Below are 21,164 nucleotides of genomic sequence, written 5' to 3' on the forward strand. Positions count from 1 at the left end.
TAATCCCCTCTCCCCTCTGGGGAGAGGGTTAGGGTGAGGGGGTTGCGCTTTTGCCGAACGTGCCGCTACGGACATCCCCCTCACCCTCCCCACGCCTGCGGCGCGGGTCCCCTCCCTCTCCCCGGAGGGGAGAGGGATACACGTGTGAAGACCGATGACCAGCCCGGACCAGACCCAACCCCTCTACGACCTTGACGGCGTGAGTTTCTCCGTTGCCGGACGGGCGATCCTGTCGGGACTGTCGCTCCGGCTGGATCCGGGGCGGATCTATGGGCTGGTCGGCCCCAACGGATCGGGCAAGAGCACGCTGATCCGCCTGCTGGCCCGCCAGCAGCCGCCAAGCGGTGGCGCCATCCGCTGCCTGGGGACGGACCTCGCGCGGATCGGCGACCGCGACTTCGCGCGCTCCGTCGCCTACATGCCACAATTCACCCCGCCCGCCGAGGGCATGACGGTGCGGGAGCTGGTGGCGCTCGGCCGCTTTCCCTGGCACGGCGCGCTCGGCCGCTTCGGGGCGGAAGACGCCGCCAAGGTGGCGGAGGCCATCGCCGAAACCCACCTGGACGCCTTCGCCGACCGGCTGGTCGACAGCCTGTCGGGCGGCGAGCGGCAGCGCGTCTGGCTGGCGATGATGCTGGCCCAGGACACGCGCTGCCTGCTGCTCGACGAGCCGACCTCGGCGCTGGACATCGCCAGCCAGGTGGAGCTGCTGGGGCTGGTGCGCCGGCTGAGCCGGGCGCGCGGCATCGGCGCGGTCATCGTGCTGCACGACATCAACATGGCGGCTAGTGTCTGCGACGAGATCCTGGCGATGCGCAACGGCGCGCTGATCGCCCAGGGCACGCCGGACGCCATCATGACCGGCGAGACGCTGGGGGCCATCTACCGCCTCGCCATGACGACCGTCCCGCACCCGGTGACCGGCAAGCCGATCGGTTGCGTGCTGTGACGGGGCGGGCGACGATCACCCGCCGCCGCGTGCTGGGGCTGGCCGCCGGCTCGGCGCTGCTGCCCCGCCTCGGGCGCGCCGAGTCCGGGCGGCGGGTCGCCGCCATCGACTGGGCTGGGCTGGAGACGGCGCTGGCGCTGGGCATCGTGCCGGTCGCCGCGACCGAACTGATCCAGTTCCGCAAGACCGTCGTCGAGCCGGAGGTTCCGGACTCGGTGATCGACCTCGGCCTGCGCGGCTCCCCCAATTACGAGGCGCTGACGCTGGCCGAGCCCGACCTCATCCTCACCTCCAACTATTACGAGGGGCAGCGGGCCAGCCTGGAGCGGGTGGCGGACACCCTGTCCCTGCCGATCTACCGGCCGGGCGTGCCGCCTTACAGGTTGGCGGCGGAAGCCGCGCTGACCCTCGGCCGGGCGCTGGACCGGGAGGCGGAGGCCCGCGCCGTCGTCGCCGGGGCCGGCGCGGAGATCGCCCGGCTGGGCGAGTCCCTGAGCGGCGCCGTCCGCCGCCCGGTGCTGGCGATCAACTTCGGCGACGCCCGCCATGTCCGCGCCTTTGGCGACGACAGCATGTTCGGCGCGGTGCTCCAGCGGTTGGGGCTGCGCAACGCCTGGGCGTCGCAATCGAGCTACAGCGCCGCGGCGCCGCTGGGGATCGAGGCGCTGGCGCGCATGCCGGACGCCATCGCCATCGTCGTTCCGCCGCTGCCGTCCGACGTGGTGCGGGGACTGGACGACAGCGCCCTGTGGCAGGCCCTGCCGATGGTGCGGGAAAAGCGGGTGAGCGTGATCGAGCCGGTCAACCATTTCGGCGGGCTTCCGGCCGCCCTGCGCTTCGCCCGCCTCGTCACCGCCGCCCTGCTGCGGCCGGAGAGTGTCCGCCATGGCTGAGCGCGTGGGAGTCAACCGCATCCTGCTGTGGAGCGGGCTGGCGCTGGCCGCTGCCCTCTTGTCGATCCGGCAGATCGCCGGGCACGCCGCCCCCGCCATACCCCTGCCGCCGGACGTGGCGGCGCTGGACGGCGTCATCCTCTATCACAGCGTGTTGCCGCGCATCGCGGTGGCGCTGGTCGCCGGGGCGGCGCTCGGCCTGTCGGGGCTGCTGCTCCAGCGCGTGCTGCGCAACCCGCTGGCCGAGCCCTCGACGCTCGGCGTGTCGGCGGGCGCCCAGCTCGCCCTGACGCTGGGGATGCTCTACGCCCCCGCCCTGATGGATCACGCGCGGGAGGGGATGGCGCTGGCCGGCGGGCTGGCGGCGGTCGGGCTGATCCTCGCCATGACGTGGCGGCGCGGGTTGGAGCCGGTGGCCGTCGTGCTGGCCGGGATGATGGTCGCCCTGACCGCGACCATGGGCAGCGCCGCGCTGATCCTCGCCAACGGCGAATACCTCTTCTCCATCTTCCTCTGGGGCGGCGGCGCGCTGGCCCAGCAGAGCTGGGGGCCGACCCTGACCATCGCCCTCCGGCTGCTGATCGGCGCCGGCGCCGCGTTCCTGCTGATGCGCCCGCTGGCCATCCTCGGGCTGGACGACGCCAGCGCCCGCAGCCTCGGCGTCGCCCTCAACGCCACGCGCTTCGGGGTCATCGGGGTCGCGGTCTGGCTGGCGGCCAGCGTGACGGCGGAGGTCGGGGTGATCGGCTTCGTCGGTCTGGCCGCCCCGGCGCTGGCGCATCTGAGCGGTGCGCGGACCCAGGGCCAGAGGCTGGTCGCCGCCCCGCTGATCGGCGCGCTCCTGCTCTGGCTGACCGACGGGCTGGTGCAACTCCTGGCCGGGGTGGACGGGGAGCGGGTGCCGACCGGGGCGGCGACGGCGCTGCTCGGCGGCCCGCTTCTGCTCTGGCTGCTGCCGCGCCTGCGCATGTTCGAATGGCCGTCGCTGAACAGCCGTCCCGCGCCGTCGCGCCGCAGCCCGCACCCTTACCGGCTGATCGCCCTGTTCGCCGTCCTCGGCGCCGTTGCCGTGGGCCTCGCGCTCACGGTCGGCACCGGGCCGGGCGGCTGGACGCTGTCCACCGGCCCGCTGCTCGACACGCTGCTGGGCTGGCGCGGGCCGCGTGTGGCGGTCGCGGCGGCGGCGGGGGCGATGCTGGCCGCCGCCGGGATGCTGTTGCAGAGGGTGACCGCCAACCCGCTGGCCAGCCCGGAGATCCTTGGCGTCGGCACCGGGGCCGGGGTCGGCCTGACCGCCGCGCTGTTCCTCGTCACGGCCCCCGGCTTCGGCGTGCAGCTTGCCGCGTCGGCGGCGGGGGCTGTGCTGACGCTGGCCGCCATGCTCGCCCTGTCGCTGCGCGCCGGCTTTGGGCCGGAGCGGCTTCTGCTGGCGGGGATCGCCATGAGCGCCCTGTGCAGCGCCGTGCTGACCGCGGTCATCGCCACCGGTTCACCGCAGGCCTTCGCCCTGCTGCGCTGGTTGAGCGGTTCGACCAACGAGGCCGGTCCGGGCGACGCCTGGTTCTGTATCGGTGTGGCGATGCTCCTATTGGCAACCCTGCCGCTGACCGCCAAGTGGCTGGAGATCCTGCCGCTGGGCGACGTGACGGCGCGGGCCGTCGGGTTGCCGGTGCGGCGCTGCCGTGTCCTGCTGGTGCTGCTGGCCGGGCTGCTGACCGCGGCGGCGGCGCTGTTCGTCGGGCCGCTGAGCTTCATCGGGCTGATCGCCCCGCACCTCGCCCGGCTGGCCGGGCTGGGCCGCCCGCTTCAGCAGGGGATCGGGGCCGTTCTGATCGGCGCCGGCCTGATGGTGGTGTCGGACTGGCTGGCCCGCACCGTCGCTTTCCCCTATCAATTGCCGCTGGGCCTGTTCGCCGCTCTGCTCGCCGGCCCCTATCTGGTCTGGCTGCTCGGCCGGTCCGAAGCGCGCAGCCGGTGATCCATCCCGTTCACCCCTCTGCCGTTCACCCCTCTGCCGTTCCGCAATGAGAAGAGCCATGCTCCGCCGTTTCCTCTCCTACTACCGCCCCTTCACCGGCCTGCTGGTCCTCGACATCGTCTGCGCCGTCCTGTCGGGCCTGCTGGAGCTGGGGTTCCCGATGGCCGTGCGCGCCTTCGTGGACCAGCTCCTGCCGACCCAGGACTGGCCGCTGATCGTCGCCGCCACGGTGGGGCTGCTGGCGATCTACATGGCGAACGGCGGTCTGATGGCCATCGTGACCTACTGGGGCCACATGCTCGGCGTGAACATCGAGACGGAGATGCGCCGCAAGAGCTTCGACCATCTGCAGAAGCTCTCCTTCAGCTTCTACGACAACAACAAGACGGGCCATCTCGTCGGGCGGGTCACCCGCGACCTGGACGAGATCGGCGAGGTGGCGCACCACGGCCCCGAGGATCTGCTGATCGCGGTGATGACCTTCGTCGGCGCCTTCACACTCATGGCCGTCGTGCATCTGCCGCTGGCGCTGATCACCGCCGCCATCGTGCCGGTGATCGCCTTCGTGACCAGCCGCTACGGCGGGCGGATGACGAAGAACTGGCAGTCGCTCTATTCCCGCGTCGGCGACTTCAACGTCCGCATCGAGGAGAATGTCGGCGGCATGCGCGTGGTCCAGGCCTTCACCAACGAGGATCACGAGCGCAAGCTGTTCGCCGAGGACAACGACCGCTACCGCACGACCAAGCTCGCCGCCTACAAGATCATGGCGGCCTCGACGACGCTCAGCTACATGAGCATGCGGCTGATCCTGATCGTGGTCATGCTGACCGGCGCCCATTTCGTGCTGGTGGGCGAGCTGACCCAGGGCGGGTTCTTCGCCTTCCTGCTGCTGGTCAACACCTTCTTCCGCCCGATCGAGAAGATCAACGCGGTCATCGAGACCTACCCCCGCGGCATCGCCGGCTTCCGCCGCTACACCCAGCTCCTCGACACCCAGCCGGACATCGCCGACGCGCCCGGCGCCATCGCGGCGCCGGCGCTGAAGGGCGACATCCGCTACGAGGGCGTGTCCTTCGGCTACGACCCGGCGCGCCCGGTGCTAAAGGGCATCGACCTGTCGATCAAGGCTGGCTCCACCGTCGCCTTCGTCGGGCCGTCGGGCGCCGGCAAGACGACGATCTGCTCGCTGCTGCCGCGCTTCTACGAGGTCATGGCCGGGCGGATCACGATCGACGGGCTGGACATCCGGTCCATGACACTGGCCTCGCTGCGCCGGCAGATCGGCATCGTCCAGCAGGACGTGTTCCTGTTCGGCGGCACGATCCGCGAAAACATCGCCTATGGCCGTCTCGGCGCCGGCGACGCGGAGATCATGGAGGCGGCGCGGCGGGCCCATCTCGACGGGCTGATCGCCTCCCTGCCGGAGGGGCTGGACACGATCATCGGGGAGCGCGGCGTGAAGCTGTCCGGTGGGCAGAAGCAGCGCCTGACCATCGCCCGCATGTTCCTGAAGAACCCGCCGATCCTGATCCTCGACGAGGCGACCTCGGCGCTCGACACCCAGACCGAGCGGGAAATCCAGAAGTCGCTGACCGAGCTGGCGGAGGGGCGGACCACCCTGGTCATCGCCCACCGGCTGGCGACCATCCGCAACGCCGACGAGGTCTATGTCGTCGGCACCGAGGGCGGGCTTCAGCGCATCACCCACGAGGAGCTGGCGGCGCGCGGCTGAGCGCGCCGCGTTCCCGGCCGGACGGCCAGCGGACTCGAGGCGAATTCAGGCGAGCTGCGGCGTCCGGCGCATCTCGTCGAGGCGGCGGGAAATCTGCTCGGCGAACTTGGCGGCGGCGACCGGCAGGGTGCGGCCCTTCTGCTGCCCAAGCACCAGCGGGCCGTGGGCGAGATCGACGTCGCTCAGGGCAATCACCGCAAGGCCCGGCTCCAGGGTCGGCGAGGGCGCCCCGATTTCGATCTGGAAGGTCACCACCTGGCTCATGCGGGCGAGGTTGCGCAGCATCTCGAAGGAGTTCGACTCCAGCTCGACCGACAGTTTCGTCGAGCTGACCGCCAGCACCTTGTCCAGGATGTTGCGGGTCCCGAAACTGGCGTCCGGCAGGGCGATCGGGTAGGGCGCGCAGTCCCGCAGGCGCAGGCTCGGCCGTCCCGCCAGGGGATGGTCGGCGGCCATGATGGCGACGACCCGTTGGCCGAGCGTCATCAGGGGCTGGAACTCCGCCGTCCGGCGCGGGCTGAAGATGATGGCGATGTCGGCCTCGAAGTCGGCGAGCATCTTCAGCGCCGTGCCCTGGTCGACCACCAGGATCTCGAAGCTGACCAGCGGGAAGCTCTCGCGGAAGGACGTGATCTCCTCCGCCAGGAAGGAGCTGACCAGCGCCTGGCTGCAGGCGATCCGCACCTGGCCGCGCCGCATGCCCGACAGGTCCTCGATCTGCGACCGCACGCGCTCCAGGTCGGCGGACTGGGCGCGCACCCAGCGGATGAAGCTTTCGCCGGCCGCCGTCAGGCGGATGCCCTGGGCCGACCGCTCGAAGATCGTCGCTCCCAGATCCTCCTCCACGTCCTGGATGCGCCGCTGCAGGGCGGAGGGCGTGATGTTCAGATGCTCCGCCGCCTTGCGCAGGGACCCGAAGCGGGCCGCCTCGTCCACGTAGCGCCAAATCCGCATGTGCCGCATGCCGCCGATCCCCCGGTGTATACTTTTCGTCATCACCCTAGCAGAAAAACAGCGTTTGAGGTGCTGTTCGCGCCCGCTTAGCCTCCTCCCGTCACCAGGAAGCGCCATGCCGGACCGGCGGGGGCGACGGGCTTCCTGTCACACCTTACGGGAGTTGACGGCCTCATGGACAAGCGGTTGCACACCTGGTCCGCGGCGTTGGCGGGCGTTCTTCTCGGCCTGGCCGGCGGCTCCACCGCCGCGATGGCCGAGACCCCGGTCAAGCTGGTGCTGAACTGGAAGTATCAGGGTCCCCAGGCGCTGATCCTGCTGGCCGAGGACAACGGCTACTTCAAGGCGGAAGGGCTGAAGGTCACCATCGACCAGGGCGAGGGCTCCGGCGCGTCGATCACCAAGGTGGCGACCGGCTCCTACGACGTCGGCTTCGGGGACATCAATTCGCTGATCACGCTTGCCGCCAAGTCGCCGGACGAGGCGCCGATCGCCGTCTACATGATGTACAACACGCCGCCCTTCACCGTCGCCGTGAAGGCGGACGGACCGATCCGCACGCCCAAGGACCTGGAGGGCAAGACCATCGGCAGCCCGGCCAGCGACGGCGCGCTGAAGCTGTTCCCCGCCTTCGCCACCATGGCCGGCATCGACGCCGGCAAGGTGACGCTGACCAACATGCAGGCGAACCTGCGCGAGCAGATGCTGATGCGCGGGCAGGTGGACGGCGTGCTGGGCTACGTCAACACCATCACCTTCGGCGCCAAGGCCGCCGGGATGAATCCCGACAAGGATTTCCGCTTCATCAAGTACGGCGACTACGGCATGGACCTCTACTCCAACGCCATCGTCGTCTCGCGCGCCTTCGCGAAGGAGAACGGCGAGGCGGTGAAGGGCCTGCTGCGCGCCATCAACCGCGCCACCAAGGACATGATCGCCGAACCGGCGAAGTCGGTGGGCTCGGTGATGAAGCGCGAACCGCTGCTGAACGAGGCGGTCGAGATCGAGCGGACCGAGGCCACCCTCCGGCAGGAGATGAACCATCCCGAGATCGCGCGGATCGGCCTGGGCGACGTCGATCCGGAGCGCTTCCAGCGCTCCATCGAGATCGTGGTCAAGGCCAACGGGCTGGAGCGGACGCCGAAGGCGTCGGAGGTCTTCACCGACGCCTACCTGCCGCCCCGCGCCGACCGGCCGAGCCGGGTCGTCCCGTAACACGGCTCCAACAGGCAACACGGCCCCAACAGCAAGACGACGAGCAATGACGATGAATCTGGAACTGAAGGGGCGGGTCGTCCTGATCACCGGCCCGGCGAAGGGCATGGGCGAGGCGGTGACGATGGCCTTCGCTGACGAGGGCTGCCGGCTGGCGCTGGTCGGGCGCGACACCACCGCCATCGAACCGGTCGCGGCGCGGGTCCGCGCGGCGGGCGGCGAGGCCATCGTCATCCCCTGCGACATCACCGACGAGCGGCAGTGCCAGGGCGCGGCGGAGCGCACGCTGGCGGCCTACGGCCGGATCGACGTGCTGGTCAACGTCGCCGGCGGCTCCGGCCCCATCGGCAAGACGGGGTGGGAGACCAGCCAGGACGAGTTCAACGAGATCGTCACCCTCAACATGACCGGCTGCTTCAACACCATGCGCGCCGTCATGCCGACCTTCGCCGCCCAGCGCTACGGCAAGATCGTCAACGTCGGCGGCACCTTCGGGATGCGCGGGCGGGCGGGCCGGATGGCCTATTCGGCGTCCAAGTGGGGGTTGCGCGGCATCACCAAGTCCTTCGCGCTGGAGGCCGGCCCCTTCAACGTCAACGTCAACTGCGTCGCTCCCGGCATGGTCGAGGGGCCGCGCTTCCGCGGCAAGGTCGTGCCGGAGATGGCCCGCCGCCTGGGCATCAGCGAGGAGGCCGCCGCCGAGCGCCACGCCGCCGACTACGCCCTGCGCCGCGTCTCCACGGGCGAGGACGTGGCCAACGCCTGCCTGTTCCTGGCGAGCGACGCCTCGCGGCAGATCACCGGCGTGGACCTTCCGGTCGACGGCGGATGGGCGGCGCTGTGACCGCGCCGCCGGCGGGTCCGAAGACGGAAGGGCAAACGATGTTCCTGCAGAACGCCACACCGGCCGAAACGGCCGAGCTGACCACGCCGACCGGCCTCAAGCCGCCGGGCGGGGCGCGGCCCATCATCGAGTTCGAGCGCGTCACCGTCTCCTACGGGCGGGACGCCGCGGCGACACAGGCGCTCGCCGAAAGCACCTTCCGCATCGACCACGGCGACTTCATCGCCCTGGTCGGCCCCTCCGGCTGCGGCAAATCGACGATCCTGAAGCTGGTGGGCGGGCTGTTGACGGCGTCCAGCGGCCATGTCTTCGTCGCCCGGCGCGAGGTCGGGGCGGAGGACGTGCGCATCGGCATGGCCTTCCAGAATCCGACGCTGCTGCCCTGGCTCAGCATCCGCGACAACGTGATGCTGCCGCTGAAGATCGCGCGGCCCTTCCGCGAGGAGTGGCGGCAGAAGCGCAAGACCGAGTACCGCGACCGCGCCGACGCCCTGCTCGCCAAGGTCGGGCTTCAGGATTTCGCCAACAAGTTCCCCTGGCAACTGTCCGGCGGCATGCAGCAGCGCGCCTCGCTGTGCCGCGCCTTGATCCACGACCCGACGCTGCTCCTGCTCGACGAGCCCTTCGGCGCGCTCGACCAGTTCACGCGTGAGGAGCTGTGGGCCACCCTGCAGACCCTGTGGATGGAGCGCCGGCCGACCGTTCTCCTGGTCACCCACGACCTGCGGGAAAGCGCCTTTCTGGCCAACCGTATCATGGTGATGAGCGCGCGTCCCGGCCGCATCCTGGTGGACGAGCAGGTGGACTTCGCACGGCCGCGCACGCTCGACACCACCTACCAGCCGGAATTCACCAGCCTGACGCACACGCTGCGCAGCCTCATCGTCGCCGCGCGGAGCGGCGCAGGAGCGCCGTCATGAGAGCCGTGAACCGCGAAAAGCTCGCCTCCGCCGCCCTCATCGTCGGCGTCTTCGTCCTGTGGGAGGTCTCCTGCCTGGTCTTCGGCATCAGCGAGATCATCCTGCCGCGGCCCAGCCAGATCATCGCCACGCTCATCGACCGCTGGCCGGCGCTGATGCCGCACGCCGTGCAGACGCTCTACACCACGCTGGTCGGCTTCGCGCTGGGTGTCGGGGCCGGGGTGGTGATCGGGCTGCTGATCGGCTCCTCCCGCCTCGCCTACAACGTCGCCTTCCCGCTGCTGGTCGGCTTCTCCTCCATCCCCAAGGTGGCGGTGGTGCCGATCTTCGTGCTGTGGTTCGGCTCGGGCACGGTGCCGGCGGTGCTGACCTCGGCGATCATCTGCGTCTTCCCGGTGGTGGTGAACATGGCGACCGGCCTCGCCACGACCGAGCCGGAGCTGGAGGACGTGCTGCGCACCCTGAAGGCGTCGAAGCGCGACATCCTGCTGAACGTCGGGCTGCCCCGCGCCATGCCCTACTTCTTCGCGTCGCTGAAGGTGGCGGTCACCCTGTCCTTCGTCGGGACGGTGATTTCGGAGACGGTGGCCTCCAACCGCGGCGTCGGCAACATGATGCTGATCGCCTCCTCCAACTTCAACGTCCCGCTGGTCTTCGCCGGCCTGTTCATCCTGGCCGGGCTGGGCGTCGCCCTCTACGTGGTCTTCTCGCTGATCGAGCGCCGCGTCACCGGCTGGGCCAACCGCAAGACGGAGTTCGCGGGCGGGTGACCGGTCCAGCCCGCTTCCGGTCATAACCAAAAACATCCTCGGTATGGAGACAGGCATGTTCACCATCACCCGCCGCGCCGCGCTTCTGGCCGGGCTCGGCCTCTCCCTGGCTCTTCCGTTCGCCCCGGCCGTCGCGCAGGAGCGCACGCCGATCCGCTTCACGCTGGACTGGAAGTATCAGGGCATCCACGCCTGGTACTTCGTCGCCCAGGAGAAGGGCTACTTCCGCGAGGAGGGGCTGGACGTCACCATCGACCAGGGCGAAGGCTCCTCCGCCACCGTCACGCGCATCATGTCGGGCGCCTACGACGCCGGCTTCGGCGACATCAACGCGGTGATCCAGCAGGCGGCCCAGAAGCCCGCCGAGGCGCCGGTGATGGTCTACCACATCTACAACAAGCCGCCTTTCGCGGTGCTGACCAAGGCGGACAGCGGCATCACCGGGCTGAAGGACCTCGTCGGCAAGAAGGTCGGCGGCCCGGCGGGCAGCGCCGCCACCCGCCTGCTGCCCGCCCTGCTGGAGCGCAACGGCCTGGACCCGTCCGGCGTCGAGGTGCTGAACATGCAGCCCAACCTGCAGGAGCAGATGCTGATCCGCGGCGAGGTCGCCGCCTCGCTGGTCTTCAACGTCACCAGCTACGTCAATCTGATCCAGCAGGGGCAGAATCCCGACACCGGCTTCCGCTGGATCAGCTACGCCGACCACGGCCTCGACCTCTATTCCAACGGCGTGATGGTGTCCCAGGCGCTGGCCCGCGACAAGCCGCAGGCGGTGAAGGGGCTGGTGCGCGCCATCAACCGCGCCGTCCAGGACGTGATGGCCGATCCCGCCGCCGCCGTGAAGACGCTGGTCAAGGTCGAGCCGCTGATCGACGCCGGCAGCGAGCAGCGCCGCTTGCGGTTCGCCTTCGACGCCATGATGATCACCCCGGAATCGCGCGAGATCGGGCTGGGCGACCTGTCGGACGACCGGCTGGCGCGCTCCATCGACGTGATGGCCGCGGCCTACAAGCTGCCCAACCAGCCGGCGCCCGGCCGGATCTTCGACCGTTCCTTCCTGCCGCCCCAGACGGAGCGGCGCATCGTTCCCAACGCCGGATGAGGTTGCCATGACGGTCCGTTCCATCGCCTGCACCGCTTGGCTCGACGGGCCCGGCTACACGCCGCGGGGACCGGGGCGGCTGACGCTCCGCGACGGGCGGATCGCGGCGGTGGAGGCGCTGGATGGGGTCGGGGAGGCCGCGGAGCCGCTGTTCGTCCTGCCGGCGCCCGTCAACGCGCACGACCATGGCCGGCCGGTCCGCTCCAGCTCCTTCGGGGCGGCGGGCAAGCCGCTGGAGGTCTGGCTGCACTATCTGGCCCTGCTGCCGGCGGTCGATCCCTATCTGGCCGCCGCCGCGTCGCTGGGGCGCAGCGCGCTCGGCGGCGCCGGAGCGGTCATGGTGCATTACACCCGCACCCAGGGGCTGACCGCCTTGCCGCAGGAAGCGGCGGAGGTCGCCCGCGCCGCCCGCGACGTGGGGCTGCGGATCGCCTTCGCGGTGGCGCTGAAGGACCGCAACCCGCTGGTCTACGGCCCGTCCGAGGAGCTGCTGGCCCTGCTGCCCGACGAGGCGCGGCGGGAGTTCGCCCGCCGCACCGCCGCGCCGCCGCCATCCCCCGCCGAGCAGATCCGGCTGGTGGAGGAGGTGGCGGCCGCGGCGGCGGGCGAACTGGTGGACGTGCAATACGGCCCGACCGGCGTGCAGTGGTGCTCGCCGGAGCTGTTGCGGGCGGTGGCCGACGCCTCCGCCCGCACGGGACGGCGCGTCCACATGCACGGCCTGGAAACGCGGTACCAGCGCGAGTGGGCGGACCGCCAGTTTCCCGACGGCCTGTTCCCGTATCTGAAGCGGATCGGCCTGCTGTCGCCGCGCCTCACGCTGGCCCACTGCACCTGGATCCGGCCGGAGGAGATGGACATCCTCGCCGAGACGGGCGTGACCGTGTCGGTGAACACCGGCTCCAACCTCGGCCTGCGGTCGGGCATCGCGCCGCTGGCCGAGATGGTGGCGCGGGGCTGCCGGGTGGCGCTCGGCCTCGACGGGCTGACCTTGAACGAGGACGACGACGCGCTGGGCGAAATGCGGCTCGCCAACGCGCTGCACCGTGGATGGGGCTTCGACGGCGCGGTCGACGAGGCGCAAATGCTGCGCATCGCGCTGGCCAACGGGCGCGCGTCGGTCACCGGACGGGAGGAGGGTGGCGTCATCGCTCCTGGCCAGCCGGCCGACCTGCTTCTGCTCGACGCCGGCGCGCTCGATTCCGACCGGCTGCTTGATGGGCTGTGCCTGCGCGACCTGCTGTTCGCCCGCGCCGGGGCCGGCCACATCGCCGAGCTTCTGGTGGCCGGGCGGACCGTCGTGCGGCGGGGCCACGTCACCGGCATCGACCACCCGGCGGTGCAGGCGGAACTGCTGGCCCGGCTGCGCCACGGCATGGCCGGAAGCGCCGCGCTCCAGGCCGCCCTGCCGGCGCTGGAGGACGCCATGCGGCGCTACTACGCCGCCGCACCCTGCTGCTGACCACACCCTTCCAGGAAGCTCCCATGCCGCTCGACCTTGTCCCGACCCCCGACTGCGTGCATTGGGGCTTCTTCGACGGAACGCTGCCGCCGGTCGCCGAGATCGCCAGCGGCGACGTCATGACGATCCACACCGTCAGCGGCGGGACGGAGGATCTGCCGCCGGAGGGGAGCGGCATGACCGTCCGGCCCGAGCACCGGCGCATCCTCGCCGCCGTGGAGCCGGGGCCGGGACCGCACATCATGACCGGGCCGATCGCCGTCCGCGGCGCGGAGCCGGGGGACGCGCTGCGGGTGGAGATCCTGGAGGTGTCGCTGCGCGACGACTGGGGCTTCAACCTGATCCGTCCCGGCGCCGGCGCTCTGCCCGATCTGGTGCCCGATCCGGCGCCAGGGGGAGGGCGCATCCACCTGCCCATCGACCGCGCGCGCGGCGTGATCCGGATGCCCTGGGGTCTGGAGATTCCCGCTCGCCCCTTCTTCGGCGTCATCGGGACGGCGCCGCCGACCGCCGACGGGCGGCTGACGTCCATCGTGCCCGGCGCCTTCGGCGGCAACATCGACAACAAGGAGTTGACGGCTGGCGCGGTGCTTCACCTGCCGGTGTGGACCGCCGGCGCGCGGCTGTCCGTCGGTGACGGCCACGCCGCGCAGGGCGACGGCGAGGTCTGCCTGACGGCGGTCGAAACCGGCCTGACCGGGCGCTTCCGCATTGAGCTTGTGAAGAGGGCCGGTCTGGCCGGCCCGTGGGCGGAGACGGCGGACCACGTCATCACCATGGGGTTCGACCCGGACCTCGACGAGGCGGCGCGGATCGCGCTTCGGGCCATGATCGCGCTGATTTCCGGCCGCACCGGCCTGTCCGCCGAGCAGGCCTATCGCCTGTGCAGCGTCGCCGCCGATCTGCGGGTGACGCAGTTGGTGAACCGGCACAAGGGCATCCACGCCCTGCTGCCGCGCTGGGCGCTGCACGGCGCGCCCTGAGCCCGCCGGCGCGCCCTCTCCCCGCCGGAGGAGGAGAGGGCGGCGCGGTCAGCGCAGGGCGATCTCGAAGTCCTTGGCCCCTTCCCACAGGACCAAGCGACCCAGCTCCGGCAGGTTTTCCAGCCCGGAGGTCAGGGTGATGACGTGGTTGCCGGCGAGCTGGCCGACCTTGCTGGAAAAGCTGACGCCGCCGTAGGCCAGCAGGATTTCCGTCTCGCTGAGGCCGCCGGGGTACAGGATGATCTGCCCCGGCGCCGGATGGCTGGTGTGGTTCTCATAGGGGACGGCAAAGTCCGTCGCCCCCAGCGGCACCCACACGCCCTCGCCGCTCCAGCGGACATGGACGATCCGGCTGCGGAAGGGAAGCCGCGCGCGGAGCGCGGCCACCGTCTTCGGCGCCCCGTCCGTCTCGAAGCGCGCTTCGAAACGGAAGGGGCCGGCGGTGATGAGGAGGTCGCTCATGTCACGCCTCGGGCGTGGCGGCGGTGACCGCCGCGATGGTCTTGTGGGTGTTGCGCGGCTCGGCCGGCGGCATGCGCTGGATGGTGTGGACGGAGCGGCCGTGGCCCCTCATGGTCTCGACCAGGGCGCCGTCGCGCACCACGAAGGCCCCGCGGACCAGCGTGTGCTTCAGCTTTCCCTTCACCTTGCGCCCGTGCCAGGGGGAGATGCGCGACAGCGAGTGCAGCTTGAAGTCGTCGATCACCCATTCCTCGGACAGGTCGAAGAGCGCGAGGTCGGCGTCAGCGCCGGGCAGGATGGCGCCCTTCTGCGGGTAGAGGCCGAAGCTCTTGGCCGGGGCTTCCGAGCTGGCGCGGACATAGTCGCGGAGGTCCATGCGGCCTTCCGCGACGGCGGTCAGCATCAGCGGCATCTGCGTCTCGACCCCGGGGAAGCCGCAGTCGCAGTTCCAGATCACCGACCGGGTCTTCTCCTCCGGCGTGTGGGGCGCGTGGTCGGTGGCGATCATGTCGATCGTGCCGTCCTTCAGGGCGTTCCACAGCGGTTCGTGGCAGTCGGCCTCGCGCACCGGCGGGTTGACGCGGATGACGCCCTTGCAGCGCGCGTAGTCGTCGGTGCTCAGCATCAGGTAGTGCGGGCCGGTCTCGCCGGTGATGTCGACGCCGCGGGCCTTCGCCTCGGCGAGCGGCCGGAGTTCCTCCTTGGAGGAGATGTGCAGGATGTGGATGCGCGCGCCGGTCCATTCGGCCAGGGTCGCGGCGCGCTCCACCGCCTCCACCGCCACGACGGCCGGGCGGGAGTCGAGGTGGGCGAGCGGGTCGTTGCGGCCGGCCTCGCGCAGGCGCTTCTCCCGCCGCTCCATGATGGTGTTGGTTTCGGCGTGCAGGCTGACGCGCTTGCCGGTCGGCGCGACGCGCTCGAACAGTTCGAGCATGGCGCCGGTGTCCGGCGACGGGATGCGGCCAAAGGTGTTGCCCATGTAGAGCTTGAAGCCGATGACGCCGCCCTCGGCCAGCGCTTCGACGTGGTCGAGCGACTCCTCGCCCAGCACCGCGTAGAGGCCGTAATCGACGAAGGCCTTCTCGTCCGCGATGGCGTGCTTGGCGGCCAGGATCTCCGGCGTGGCCACGGTCGGGATGGTGTTGGGCATGTCGAAGACGGTGGTCACGCCGCCGAACGCCGCGGCGCTGGTGCCGCTGGCCCAGTCCTCCTTGTGGGTGTAGCCGGGATCGCGGAAATGCACATGGACGTCGATCCCGCCGGGCAGGATGGCGAGGCCGGTCGCGTCCAGCGTTTCGGCCGCCGGCGGCATCGTCTCCGGCGCGCCGATGGCGGCGATCCGGCCGTTGCTGATGGCGATGCTGGCCGGGAAGCGCGCCGCGGAGGTGACGATTTCACCCCCGTGAATCACGAGATCGGCGATCGAATCGGTGCCTGCCACCGGATGTTCCTTCATCATTCAAGCCCGCAATGTGGTGTGGAGCGGTCACGTCGCGTCGTGGACAGATGGCAGGCTAGGCAGCGTCGCGATTCACCTCAAACGCCAATTTCCGGCAAGGGTGTCGACAAAAAGTACAAGCCCACAGGCGGCTTAAGGTCAGGACAGCGCCTTTCGCAGCTCTTCCTTGCTCATGCGGGAGCGGCCGGGCAGGTTCCGCTGCTTCGCCTCCTCGTAGAGGGCGGCGCGGGTCGATTCCCCGCCGTCGTGGTGGCGGTAGGGGGCCGTCTTGCGGGCCACGTCGTCCGGCTGTTTGGAGAATTGCTTGCCCGTCTTCGTGTCGGCGCGCTTCTTGTCGCTGGTGCGCTGGTAGTCGGCTTTGGACAGGTGGTCGCGGGCCTGCCGGGGGAGGTAGCGTTCGCCGGTTTCCCCGCTCGGCTTGCCGGAGCGCGTGCCCCACTCCTCCTCGGTCCATTGCGTCAGGCTGTTGTCGGCGCTCTTCGGCCCTTCGTAGCCGCCGCCGCGCCGCTTGTATTCCTGGACGGCCATCTGGGCCTTGCGGGCGGACCATTGCCCGGGCTCGCCGCCTTTGTCGCCGTGTTGAATGCTTGTCTTGACCTTTTCCCACAAACCGGGGTCGGAGCGCTCGGCGCGCGATGCCATGGTGGCCTCCTGCCTGTGACACAGGGTCAGGAACAGATCGGCGGGGGAGTGGTGCCGCCCCGAGGCGCGATTGCGCGGTTGCGCCGCCATGCCGCACCGTCCATTCTCGCTTCGTTACGCCGATTTTGCGAACGGATTCGGGGATTCTCCCCCTTTTAGGGGTTAGCCGTTGCAACCTTCGCGTCGTGTGATACTTTGCTGTTCCATGCAACCATCCAGGCTCCGGAGACGGGCACGGAGACGGTCATGACGGCGGTTGGGACGGGCAGGGCTGCATCCGTTCGTCGGGTGATGGCCGGATTGGCGCTGTTGATTGCCGCCCTCACTGCGGTCGCCGTCCTGTCGATGGCCAGCCCGCCCGGCGACGGCGCCCGCGCCGCCGAGACCGCCCAGAGCGCGCCGCCGCCGCCGGTGACGGTCAGCCCGCCGCTGCGCAAGGAGATCGTCGAGTGGGACGAGTTCACCGGCCAGTTCCAGGCGGTGGACTTCGTGGAGATCCGGGCGCGGGTCAGCGGCTATCTCGACTCCATCGCCTTCCAGGACGGCCAGCTCGTCAAGCAGGGCGATCCGCTGTTCGTCATCGACCCGCGCCCGTTCGAGGCGGCGCTGGCCTCGGCGCGGGCGGAGCAGCAGCAGGCCGAGGCCAAGCTGGACCTGTCGAACCGCCAACTCGCCCGCGCGGCGGAGTTGCGGCGCAGCGACAACGTCGCGGCCAGCGTGTTCGACGAGCGCCAGCAGCAGGTCCGCGTCGACGCCGCCGGGGTCGAGGTGGCGAAGGCCGCCGTCCGGACCGCGGAGTTGAACGCGAACTTCACCCGCATCGCCGCCCCGATCGCCGGGCGCATCAGCCGGCGCGAGGTCAGCGTCGGCAACCTCATCGTCGGCGGGGACACCGGCACGACAACCTTGCTGACCACCATCGTCTCGCTCGACCCCATCTACTTCACCTTCGACATGAGCGAGTCCGATTACCTCGCTTACCAGCGGGCGGCAGCGCGCGGCGCGTTGAAGTCGCAACGCGACGGCGGCGTCGCGGTCGAAGGCCGCCTGTTCGACGAGCAGAGCTGGACCTTGAAGGGGACGCTCAACTTCATCGACAACCAGGTGAGCCCCGGCGCCGGCACCATCCGCGCCCGCGCCGTCTTTCCCAACCCGTCGCTGCTGCTGACGCCCGGCCAGTTCGGGCGGCTGCGCCTGCCGGGGTCGGACCGCTACACCGCCACGCTGATTCCCGATCAGGCGGTGGTCAGCGATCAGGCCAACAAGATCGTCCTGACGGTCGGCAACGACGGCACGGTGGTGCCCAAGCCGGTGCGCCTCGGCCCCATCGAGGACGGCTTGCGCGTCGTGCGCTCCGGGCTGGAGGAAACGGACAAGGTCATCATCAACGGCCTCGTCCGGGCCCGGCCGGGCGCCAAGGTGACCCCGCAGGACGGACGGATCGAGCCACCCAAGCCGCCGGCCGGTTGAGCGGAGCCGGGGCCATGAACCTCTCGCATTTCTTCATCAACCGGCCGATCTTCGCGGCGGTCCTGTCCATCTTCATCACGCTGATCGGGGTTTTCGCCTATCTGACCCTGCCGGTCGCGCAATATCCGGAGATCGCGCCGCCGACCATCGTGGTCAACGCCACCTACCCCGGCGCGTCGGCGCAGGTGGTCGCCGACACCGTGTCCGCCCCCATCGAGCAGGAGGTCAACGGCGTCGAGGACATGCTCTACATGGCCTCGCAGGCGACCAGCGACGGACGGCTCCAACTCACCATCACCTTCAAGCTGGGCACCGATCTGGACACCGCGCAGGTGCTGGTGCAGAACCGCCTCGCCGTGGCCGAGCCCCGCCTGCCCGAGGATGTGCGGCGCATCGGTGTGACGGTGCGCAAGAACTCGCCCGACATGCTGATGGTGATCCATCTGAACTCGCCGGATGGAACGCGCGACCAGCTTTACATGTCCAACTACGCGCTCTTGCAGATCAAGGACGTGCTGGCGCGCCTGGACGGGGTGGGCGACATCCAGGTGTTCGGCGCCCGCGACTACGCCATGCGCGTCTGGCTCGACCCTGACCGGGTGGCGGCGCGCGGCCTTACCGCCGGCGACGTGGTACGGGCGATCCAGGCGCAGAACGTCCAGGTTTCGGGCGGCGTCATCAACCAGCCGCCGGTGCCGACGCCGGGTGCCTTCCAGCTCAACGTCGAGACGCTGGGCCGCCTGACCGACCCGCGCGAATTCGCCAACATCATCGTCAAGACCGACGGGTCCGCGGTCACCCGCCTGCGCGACGTGGCGCGGGTCGAGCTGGGCGCGCAGGACTACAATCTGAACGCCTATCTGGACCGCCAGCAGGCGGTGCCGCTGGTCATCTTCCAGCGGCCGGGCTCCAACGCGCTTGAAACCGCCGACCGCATCCTGGCGACCATGGCGGACCTGTCCAAGGGCTTCCCCAGCGGGATGCGCTACGACGTGGTCTACAACCCGACGGAGTTCATCGCGCAGTCGGTGGAGGAGGTCTACAAGACGATCTTCGAGGCCGTGGCGCTGGTCGTCGTCGTCGTCATCCTGTTCCTTCAGACGTGGCGCGCCTCCATCGTGCCGATCGCCGCGATCCCGGTCTCGCTGATCGGCACCTTCACGGTGCTGGCGGCGCTGGGCTATTCGCTGAACACGCTGTCGCTGTTCGGGCTTGTGCTGGCCATCGGCATCGTCGTGGACGACGCCATCGTCGTCGTGGAGAATGTGGAGCGGTTCATCCGCCAGGGCATGAAGCCCAAGGACGCCGCGCACGAGACGATGAACGAGGTCGGCGGCGCGCTGATCGCCATCGCCCTGGTGCTCACCGCCGTGTTCATCCCGGCGGCCCTGGTCAGCGGCATCTCCGGCCAGTTCTTCCGCCAGTTCGCGGTGACCATCGCCACCGCCACGGTGATCTCCTGCCTGGTGTCGCTGACCCTCAGCCCGGCGCTGTGCGCGCTGCTGTTCAAGCCGCACGAGGAGCACCCGGCCAAGCCGTCGCCGCTGATGCGCCCGGTCAACGCCTTCTTCGGCGGCTTCAACCGGGGCTTCGACCGGCTGTCCAACGGCTACGCCGGGCTGACCGGGCGGCTGGTGCGGCTTCCGGTGATCGTGCTGGCGGTCTACGGGGTGCTGCTCGCTTTGACGGCGTGGCAGTTCAGCCGGGCGCCGACCGGATTCATCCCGAACCAGGACCAGGGCTATCTCATCACGGTGGTGCAACTGCCGCCCGGCTCGTCGCTGGCCCGCACGGACGAGGTGGTGCGCACCGCGGTGGACACGCTGCTGAAGACGCCGGGGGTGATCCACGCCGTGCCCTTCGCCGGTTTCGACGGCGCCACCTTCACCAACGCGCCGAACGCCGGGGCGATCTTCGTCACCCTCGCCCCCTTCGCGGACCGCATCCCGAAGGGCCAGACCGCGGAGTCCGTGCTGGGCGAGCTGAGGAGCCGGCTGGGCGCCATCGAGGACGCCTTCATCATCACCATCCCGCCGCCGCCGGTGCGCGGCATCGGCAATTCCGGCGGCTTCAAGATGATGGTCGAGGACAAGCGGGGTCGCGGCCTGCCCGCGCTGGAGGAGGCGGTGACCGAACTGTCCGCCGCGGCGAACCGCATTCCCGGCCTCGTCGGGGTGTTCTCGCTGTTCAACACCAAGACGCCGAAGGTCTTCGCCGACATCGACCGCCAGCGCGCCGAGATGCTGGGCGTCACCGCCGATCAGGTGTTCGAGGCGCTGCAGATCTATGTCGGCTCCTCCTTCGTCAACGAGTTCAACCTGCTGGGCCGCACCTATCGGGTGACCGCGCAGGCCGACGGGCGGTTCCGCCAGACCCCGCGCGACATCGCCAACCTGAAGACCCGCAACGCGCAGGGCGACATGGTCCCGATCGGCGCGGTGGCGGAGTTCCAGAACATCACCGGACCCTACCGCGTCGCCCGCTACAACCTCTATCCGGCGGCGGAGCTGCAGGGCAACACGCTGCCGGGATTCTCCACCGGCTACGCGCTGGCGGCGATGGAGAAGGCGGCGGCCGACACCCTGCCGGATGGCTTCGGCTTCGAATGGACCGAGCTGGCCTATCAGGAAAAGGCCGCGGGCAACACCGGCCTGCTGGTGTTCGGGCTGTCCGTCGTCTTCGTCTTCCTGGTGCTGGCGGCGCAGTACGAGAGCTGGGCGATGCCGCTGTCGGTCATCCTGATCGTGCCGATGTGCCTGCTGGCGTCGGTGACCGGCCTGCTGATGCGCGGGCTGGCGGTGGACATCCTGGCGCAGGTGGGGTTCGTGGTGCTGGTCGGTCTGGCCGCCAAGAACGCCATCCTCATCGTCGAGTTCGCCCGCCAGAACGAACTGTTCGAGGGCAAGGACCGCTTCGCGGCGGCGGTCGCGGCGGCGCGCACCCGGCTCCGCCCGATCCTGATGACGTCCTTCGCCTTCATCCTGGGCGTCGTGCCGCTGATGATCGCGCAGGGCGCCGGGGCGGAGATGCGCCAGTCGCTGGGCACCGCGGTGTTCATGGGAATGCTGGGGGTCACGCTGTTCGGACTGATCTTCACACCGGTGTTCTACACGGTGGTCCGCGGCCTGTTCAGCGGGCCGCTGGCCGTCAACCAGCATCCCAACCCGAACGCCGAGGCGTCCGACCGAGCCCCGGCCGGAGGAGCCCCGGCCGGAGGAGCGTCGTCGGGCGATTGGGGGAACGCCGGGCACATCCGCGGCGTCCCGGCCAAGGAAGACTGAGTGACCATCCCGATGCGGCGAAAAGCAGCGCCTTCCACGTCCGGC

The 21,164-nt window shown here is 70.2% G+C and carries 17 protein-coding genes; 13 read left to right on the plus strand and 4 right to left on the minus strand.

Going from position 1 to position 21,164, the window contains the following annotated elements; translation table 11 throughout:
• Positions 1-154: 154 nt before the first annotated feature.
• The 4 genes from DXK32_RS20715 to DXK32_RS20730 are packed head-to-tail and all read left to right on the plus strand — an operon-like array spanning position 155 to position 5,555.
• A complete protein-coding gene (locus tag DXK32_RS20715) occupies positions 155-949 on the plus strand; it encodes an ABC transporter ATP-binding protein (RefSeq protein ID WP_114860236.1) in 795 nt (264 codons plus the stop codon).
• Positions 946-1,842: an iron-siderophore ABC transporter substrate-binding protein gene (locus tag DXK32_RS20720; protein ID WP_114860237.1), complete on the plus strand. Its 897-nt coding sequence runs from the start codon at positions 946-948 to the stop codon at positions 1,840-1,842. The genes DXK32_RS20715 and DXK32_RS20720 overlap by 4 nt, the downstream gene beginning before the upstream one ends.
• Positions 1,835-3,820, plus strand: coding sequence for a Fe(3+)-hydroxamate ABC transporter permease FhuB (gene fhuB, locus DXK32_RS20725; protein ID WP_114860238.1), 1,986 nt, complete (start codon positions 1,835-1,837; stop codon positions 3,818-3,820). The genes DXK32_RS20720 and fhuB overlap by 8 nt, the downstream gene beginning before the upstream one ends.
• A gap of 58 nt (positions 3,821-3,878) precedes the next feature.
• Entirely contained in the window at positions 3,879-5,555 is a 1,677-nt protein-coding gene (locus DXK32_RS20730; RefSeq protein WP_114860239.1) for an ABC transporter ATP-binding protein, read from the plus strand.
• Positions 5,556-5,600: 45 nt separating this feature from the next.
• On the opposite strand, the gene DXK32_RS20735 is transcribed toward DXK32_RS20730, so the two are convergent.
• Positions 5,601-6,518, minus strand: coding sequence for a LysR family transcriptional regulator (locus DXK32_RS20735; protein ID WP_114860240.1), 918 nt, complete (start codon positions 6,516-6,518; stop codon positions 5,601-5,603).
• A 165-nt stretch (positions 6,519-6,683) separates the two neighbouring features.
• On the opposite strand from DXK32_RS20735, the gene DXK32_RS20740 reads away from it, so the two are divergent.
• Genes DXK32_RS20740 through DXK32_RS20770 form a run of 7 tightly spaced genes read left to right on the plus strand, consistent with a single transcriptional unit; the run spans position 6,684 to position 13,805 of the window.
• Positions 6,684-7,724, plus strand: coding sequence for an ABC transporter substrate-binding protein (locus DXK32_RS20740; RefSeq protein WP_114860241.1), 1,041 nt, complete (start codon positions 6,684-6,686; stop codon positions 7,722-7,724).
• Between the two features lie 46 nt (positions 7,725-7,770).
• Positions 7,771-8,568 (plus strand): SDR family NAD(P)-dependent oxidoreductase, encoded by a 798-nt coding sequence (locus tag DXK32_RS20745; protein ID WP_247877255.1) that lies wholly within the window; start codon positions 7,771-7,773, stop codon positions 8,566-8,568.
• A gap of 38 nt (positions 8,569-8,606) precedes the next feature.
• Positions 8,607-9,488, plus strand: a complete 882-nt coding sequence (locus DXK32_RS20750; RefSeq protein ID WP_114860251.1) for an ABC transporter ATP-binding protein — start codon at positions 8,607-8,609, stop codon at positions 9,486-9,488.
• Positions 9,485-10,258 (plus strand): ABC transporter permease, encoded by a 774-nt coding sequence (locus DXK32_RS20755; protein ID WP_114860242.1) that lies wholly within the window; start codon positions 9,485-9,487, stop codon positions 10,256-10,258. The genes DXK32_RS20750 and DXK32_RS20755 overlap by 4 nt, the downstream gene beginning before the upstream one ends.
• Before the next feature lie 55 nt (positions 10,259-10,313).
• Positions 10,314-11,360 (plus strand): ABC transporter substrate-binding protein, encoded by a 1,047-nt coding sequence (locus DXK32_RS20760; RefSeq protein WP_114860243.1) that lies wholly within the window; start codon positions 10,314-10,316, stop codon positions 11,358-11,360.
• A 7-nt stretch (positions 11,361-11,367) separates the two neighbouring features.
• A complete protein-coding gene (locus DXK32_RS20765) occupies positions 11,368-12,822 on the plus strand; it encodes an amidohydrolase family protein (RefSeq protein WP_114860244.1) in 1,455 nt (484 codons plus the stop codon).
• Positions 12,823-12,845: 23 nt separating this feature from the next.
• The gene (locus tag DXK32_RS20770; protein ID WP_114860245.1) at positions 12,846-13,805 is read left to right on the plus strand and encodes an acetamidase/formamidase family protein; all 960 of its coding nucleotides are present in this window, start codon (positions 12,846-12,848) and stop codon (positions 13,803-13,805) included.
• A gap of 48 nt (positions 13,806-13,853) precedes the next feature.
• Here the strand turns inward: DXK32_RS20770 and DXK32_RS20775 are convergent, their stop codons facing one another.
• The 3 genes from DXK32_RS20775 to DXK32_RS20785 form a co-directional block, all read right to left on the minus strand.
• Positions 13,854-14,267: a DUF3830 family protein gene (locus tag DXK32_RS20775; RefSeq protein ID WP_114860246.1), complete on the minus strand. Its 414-nt coding sequence runs from the start codon at positions 14,265-14,267 to the stop codon at positions 13,854-13,856.
• A gap of 1 nt (position 14,268) precedes the next feature.
• The gene (locus DXK32_RS20780; protein WP_247877256.1) at positions 14,269-15,708 is read right to left on the minus strand and encodes a dihydroorotase; all 1,440 of its coding nucleotides are present in this window, start codon (positions 15,706-15,708) and stop codon (positions 14,269-14,271) included.
• 156 nt (positions 15,709-15,864) lie between these two features.
• A complete protein-coding gene (locus DXK32_RS20785) occupies positions 15,865-16,368 on the minus strand; it encodes a hypothetical protein (RefSeq protein WP_114860253.1) in 504 nt (167 codons plus the stop codon).
• 291 nt (positions 16,369-16,659) lie between these two features.
• Between DXK32_RS20785 and DXK32_RS20790 the strand changes: the two genes are divergently transcribed.
• The gene (locus DXK32_RS20790; RefSeq protein ID WP_247877257.1) at positions 16,660-17,838 is read left to right on the plus strand and encodes an efflux RND transporter periplasmic adaptor subunit; all 1,179 of its coding nucleotides are present in this window, start codon (positions 16,660-16,662) and stop codon (positions 17,836-17,838) included.
• Between the two features lie 14 nt (positions 17,839-17,852).
• Positions 17,853-21,119: an efflux RND transporter permease subunit gene (locus DXK32_RS20795; RefSeq protein WP_162801287.1), complete on the plus strand. Its 3,267-nt coding sequence runs from the start codon at positions 17,853-17,855 to the stop codon at positions 21,117-21,119.
• Positions 21,120-21,164 lie beyond the last annotated feature (45 nt).

It is taken from the genome of Azospirillum brasilense (assembly GCF_003349955.1).
Taxonomy (GTDB): Bacteria; Pseudomonadota; Alphaproteobacteria; order Azospirillales; family Azospirillaceae; genus Azospirillum; species Azospirillum brasilense_B.

Bases quoted from the DNA above. Each gene is read 5' to 3' on its own strand.
- DXK32_RS20715 (WP_114860236.1), top strand. From the start codon at position 155: ATGACCAGCCCGGACCAGACCCAACCCCTCTACGACCTTGACGGCGTG.
- fhuB (WP_114860238.1), top strand. From the start codon at position 1,835: ATGGCTGAGCGCGTGGGAGTCAACCGCATCCTGCTGTGGAGCGGGCTG.
- DXK32_RS20730 (WP_114860239.1), top strand. From the start codon at position 3,879: ATGCTCCGCCGTTTCCTCTCCTACTACCGCCCCTTCACCGGCCTGCTG.
- DXK32_RS20735 (WP_114860240.1), bottom strand. From the start codon at position 6,518: ATGCGGCACATGCGGATTTGGCGCTACGTGGACGAGGCGGCCCGCTTC.
- DXK32_RS20740 (WP_114860241.1), top strand. From the start codon at position 6,684: ATGGACAAGCGGTTGCACACCTGGTCCGCGGCGTTGGCGGGCGTTCTT.
- DXK32_RS20745 (WP_247877255.1), top strand. From the start codon at position 7,771: ATGACGATGAATCTGGAACTGAAGGGGCGGGTCGTCCTGATCACCGGC.
- DXK32_RS20750 (WP_114860251.1), top strand. From the start codon at position 8,607: ATGTTCCTGCAGAACGCCACACCGGCCGAAACGGCCGAGCTGACCACG.
- DXK32_RS20755 (WP_114860242.1), top strand. From the start codon at position 9,485: ATGAGAGCCGTGAACCGCGAAAAGCTCGCCTCCGCCGCCCTCATCGTC.
- DXK32_RS20760 (WP_114860243.1), top strand. From the start codon at position 10,314: ATGTTCACCATCACCCGCCGCGCCGCGCTTCTGGCCGGGCTCGGCCTC.
- DXK32_RS20765 (WP_114860244.1), top strand. From the start codon at position 11,368: ATGACGGTCCGTTCCATCGCCTGCACCGCTTGGCTCGACGGGCCCGGC.
- DXK32_RS20770 (WP_114860245.1), top strand. From the start codon at position 12,846: ATGCCGCTCGACCTTGTCCCGACCCCCGACTGCGTGCATTGGGGCTTC.
- DXK32_RS20775 (WP_114860246.1), bottom strand. From the start codon at position 14,267: ATGAGCGACCTCCTCATCACCGCCGGCCCCTTCCGTTTCGAAGCGCGC.
- DXK32_RS20785 (WP_114860253.1), bottom strand. From the start codon at position 16,368: ATGGCATCGCGCGCCGAGCGCTCCGACCCCGGTTTGTGGGAAAAGGTC.
- DXK32_RS20790 (WP_247877257.1), top strand. From the start codon at position 16,660: ATGGCCGGATTGGCGCTGTTGATTGCCGCCCTCACTGCGGTCGCCGTC.
- DXK32_RS20795 (WP_162801287.1), top strand. From the start codon at position 17,853: ATGAACCTCTCGCATTTCTTCATCAACCGGCCGATCTTCGCGGCGGTC.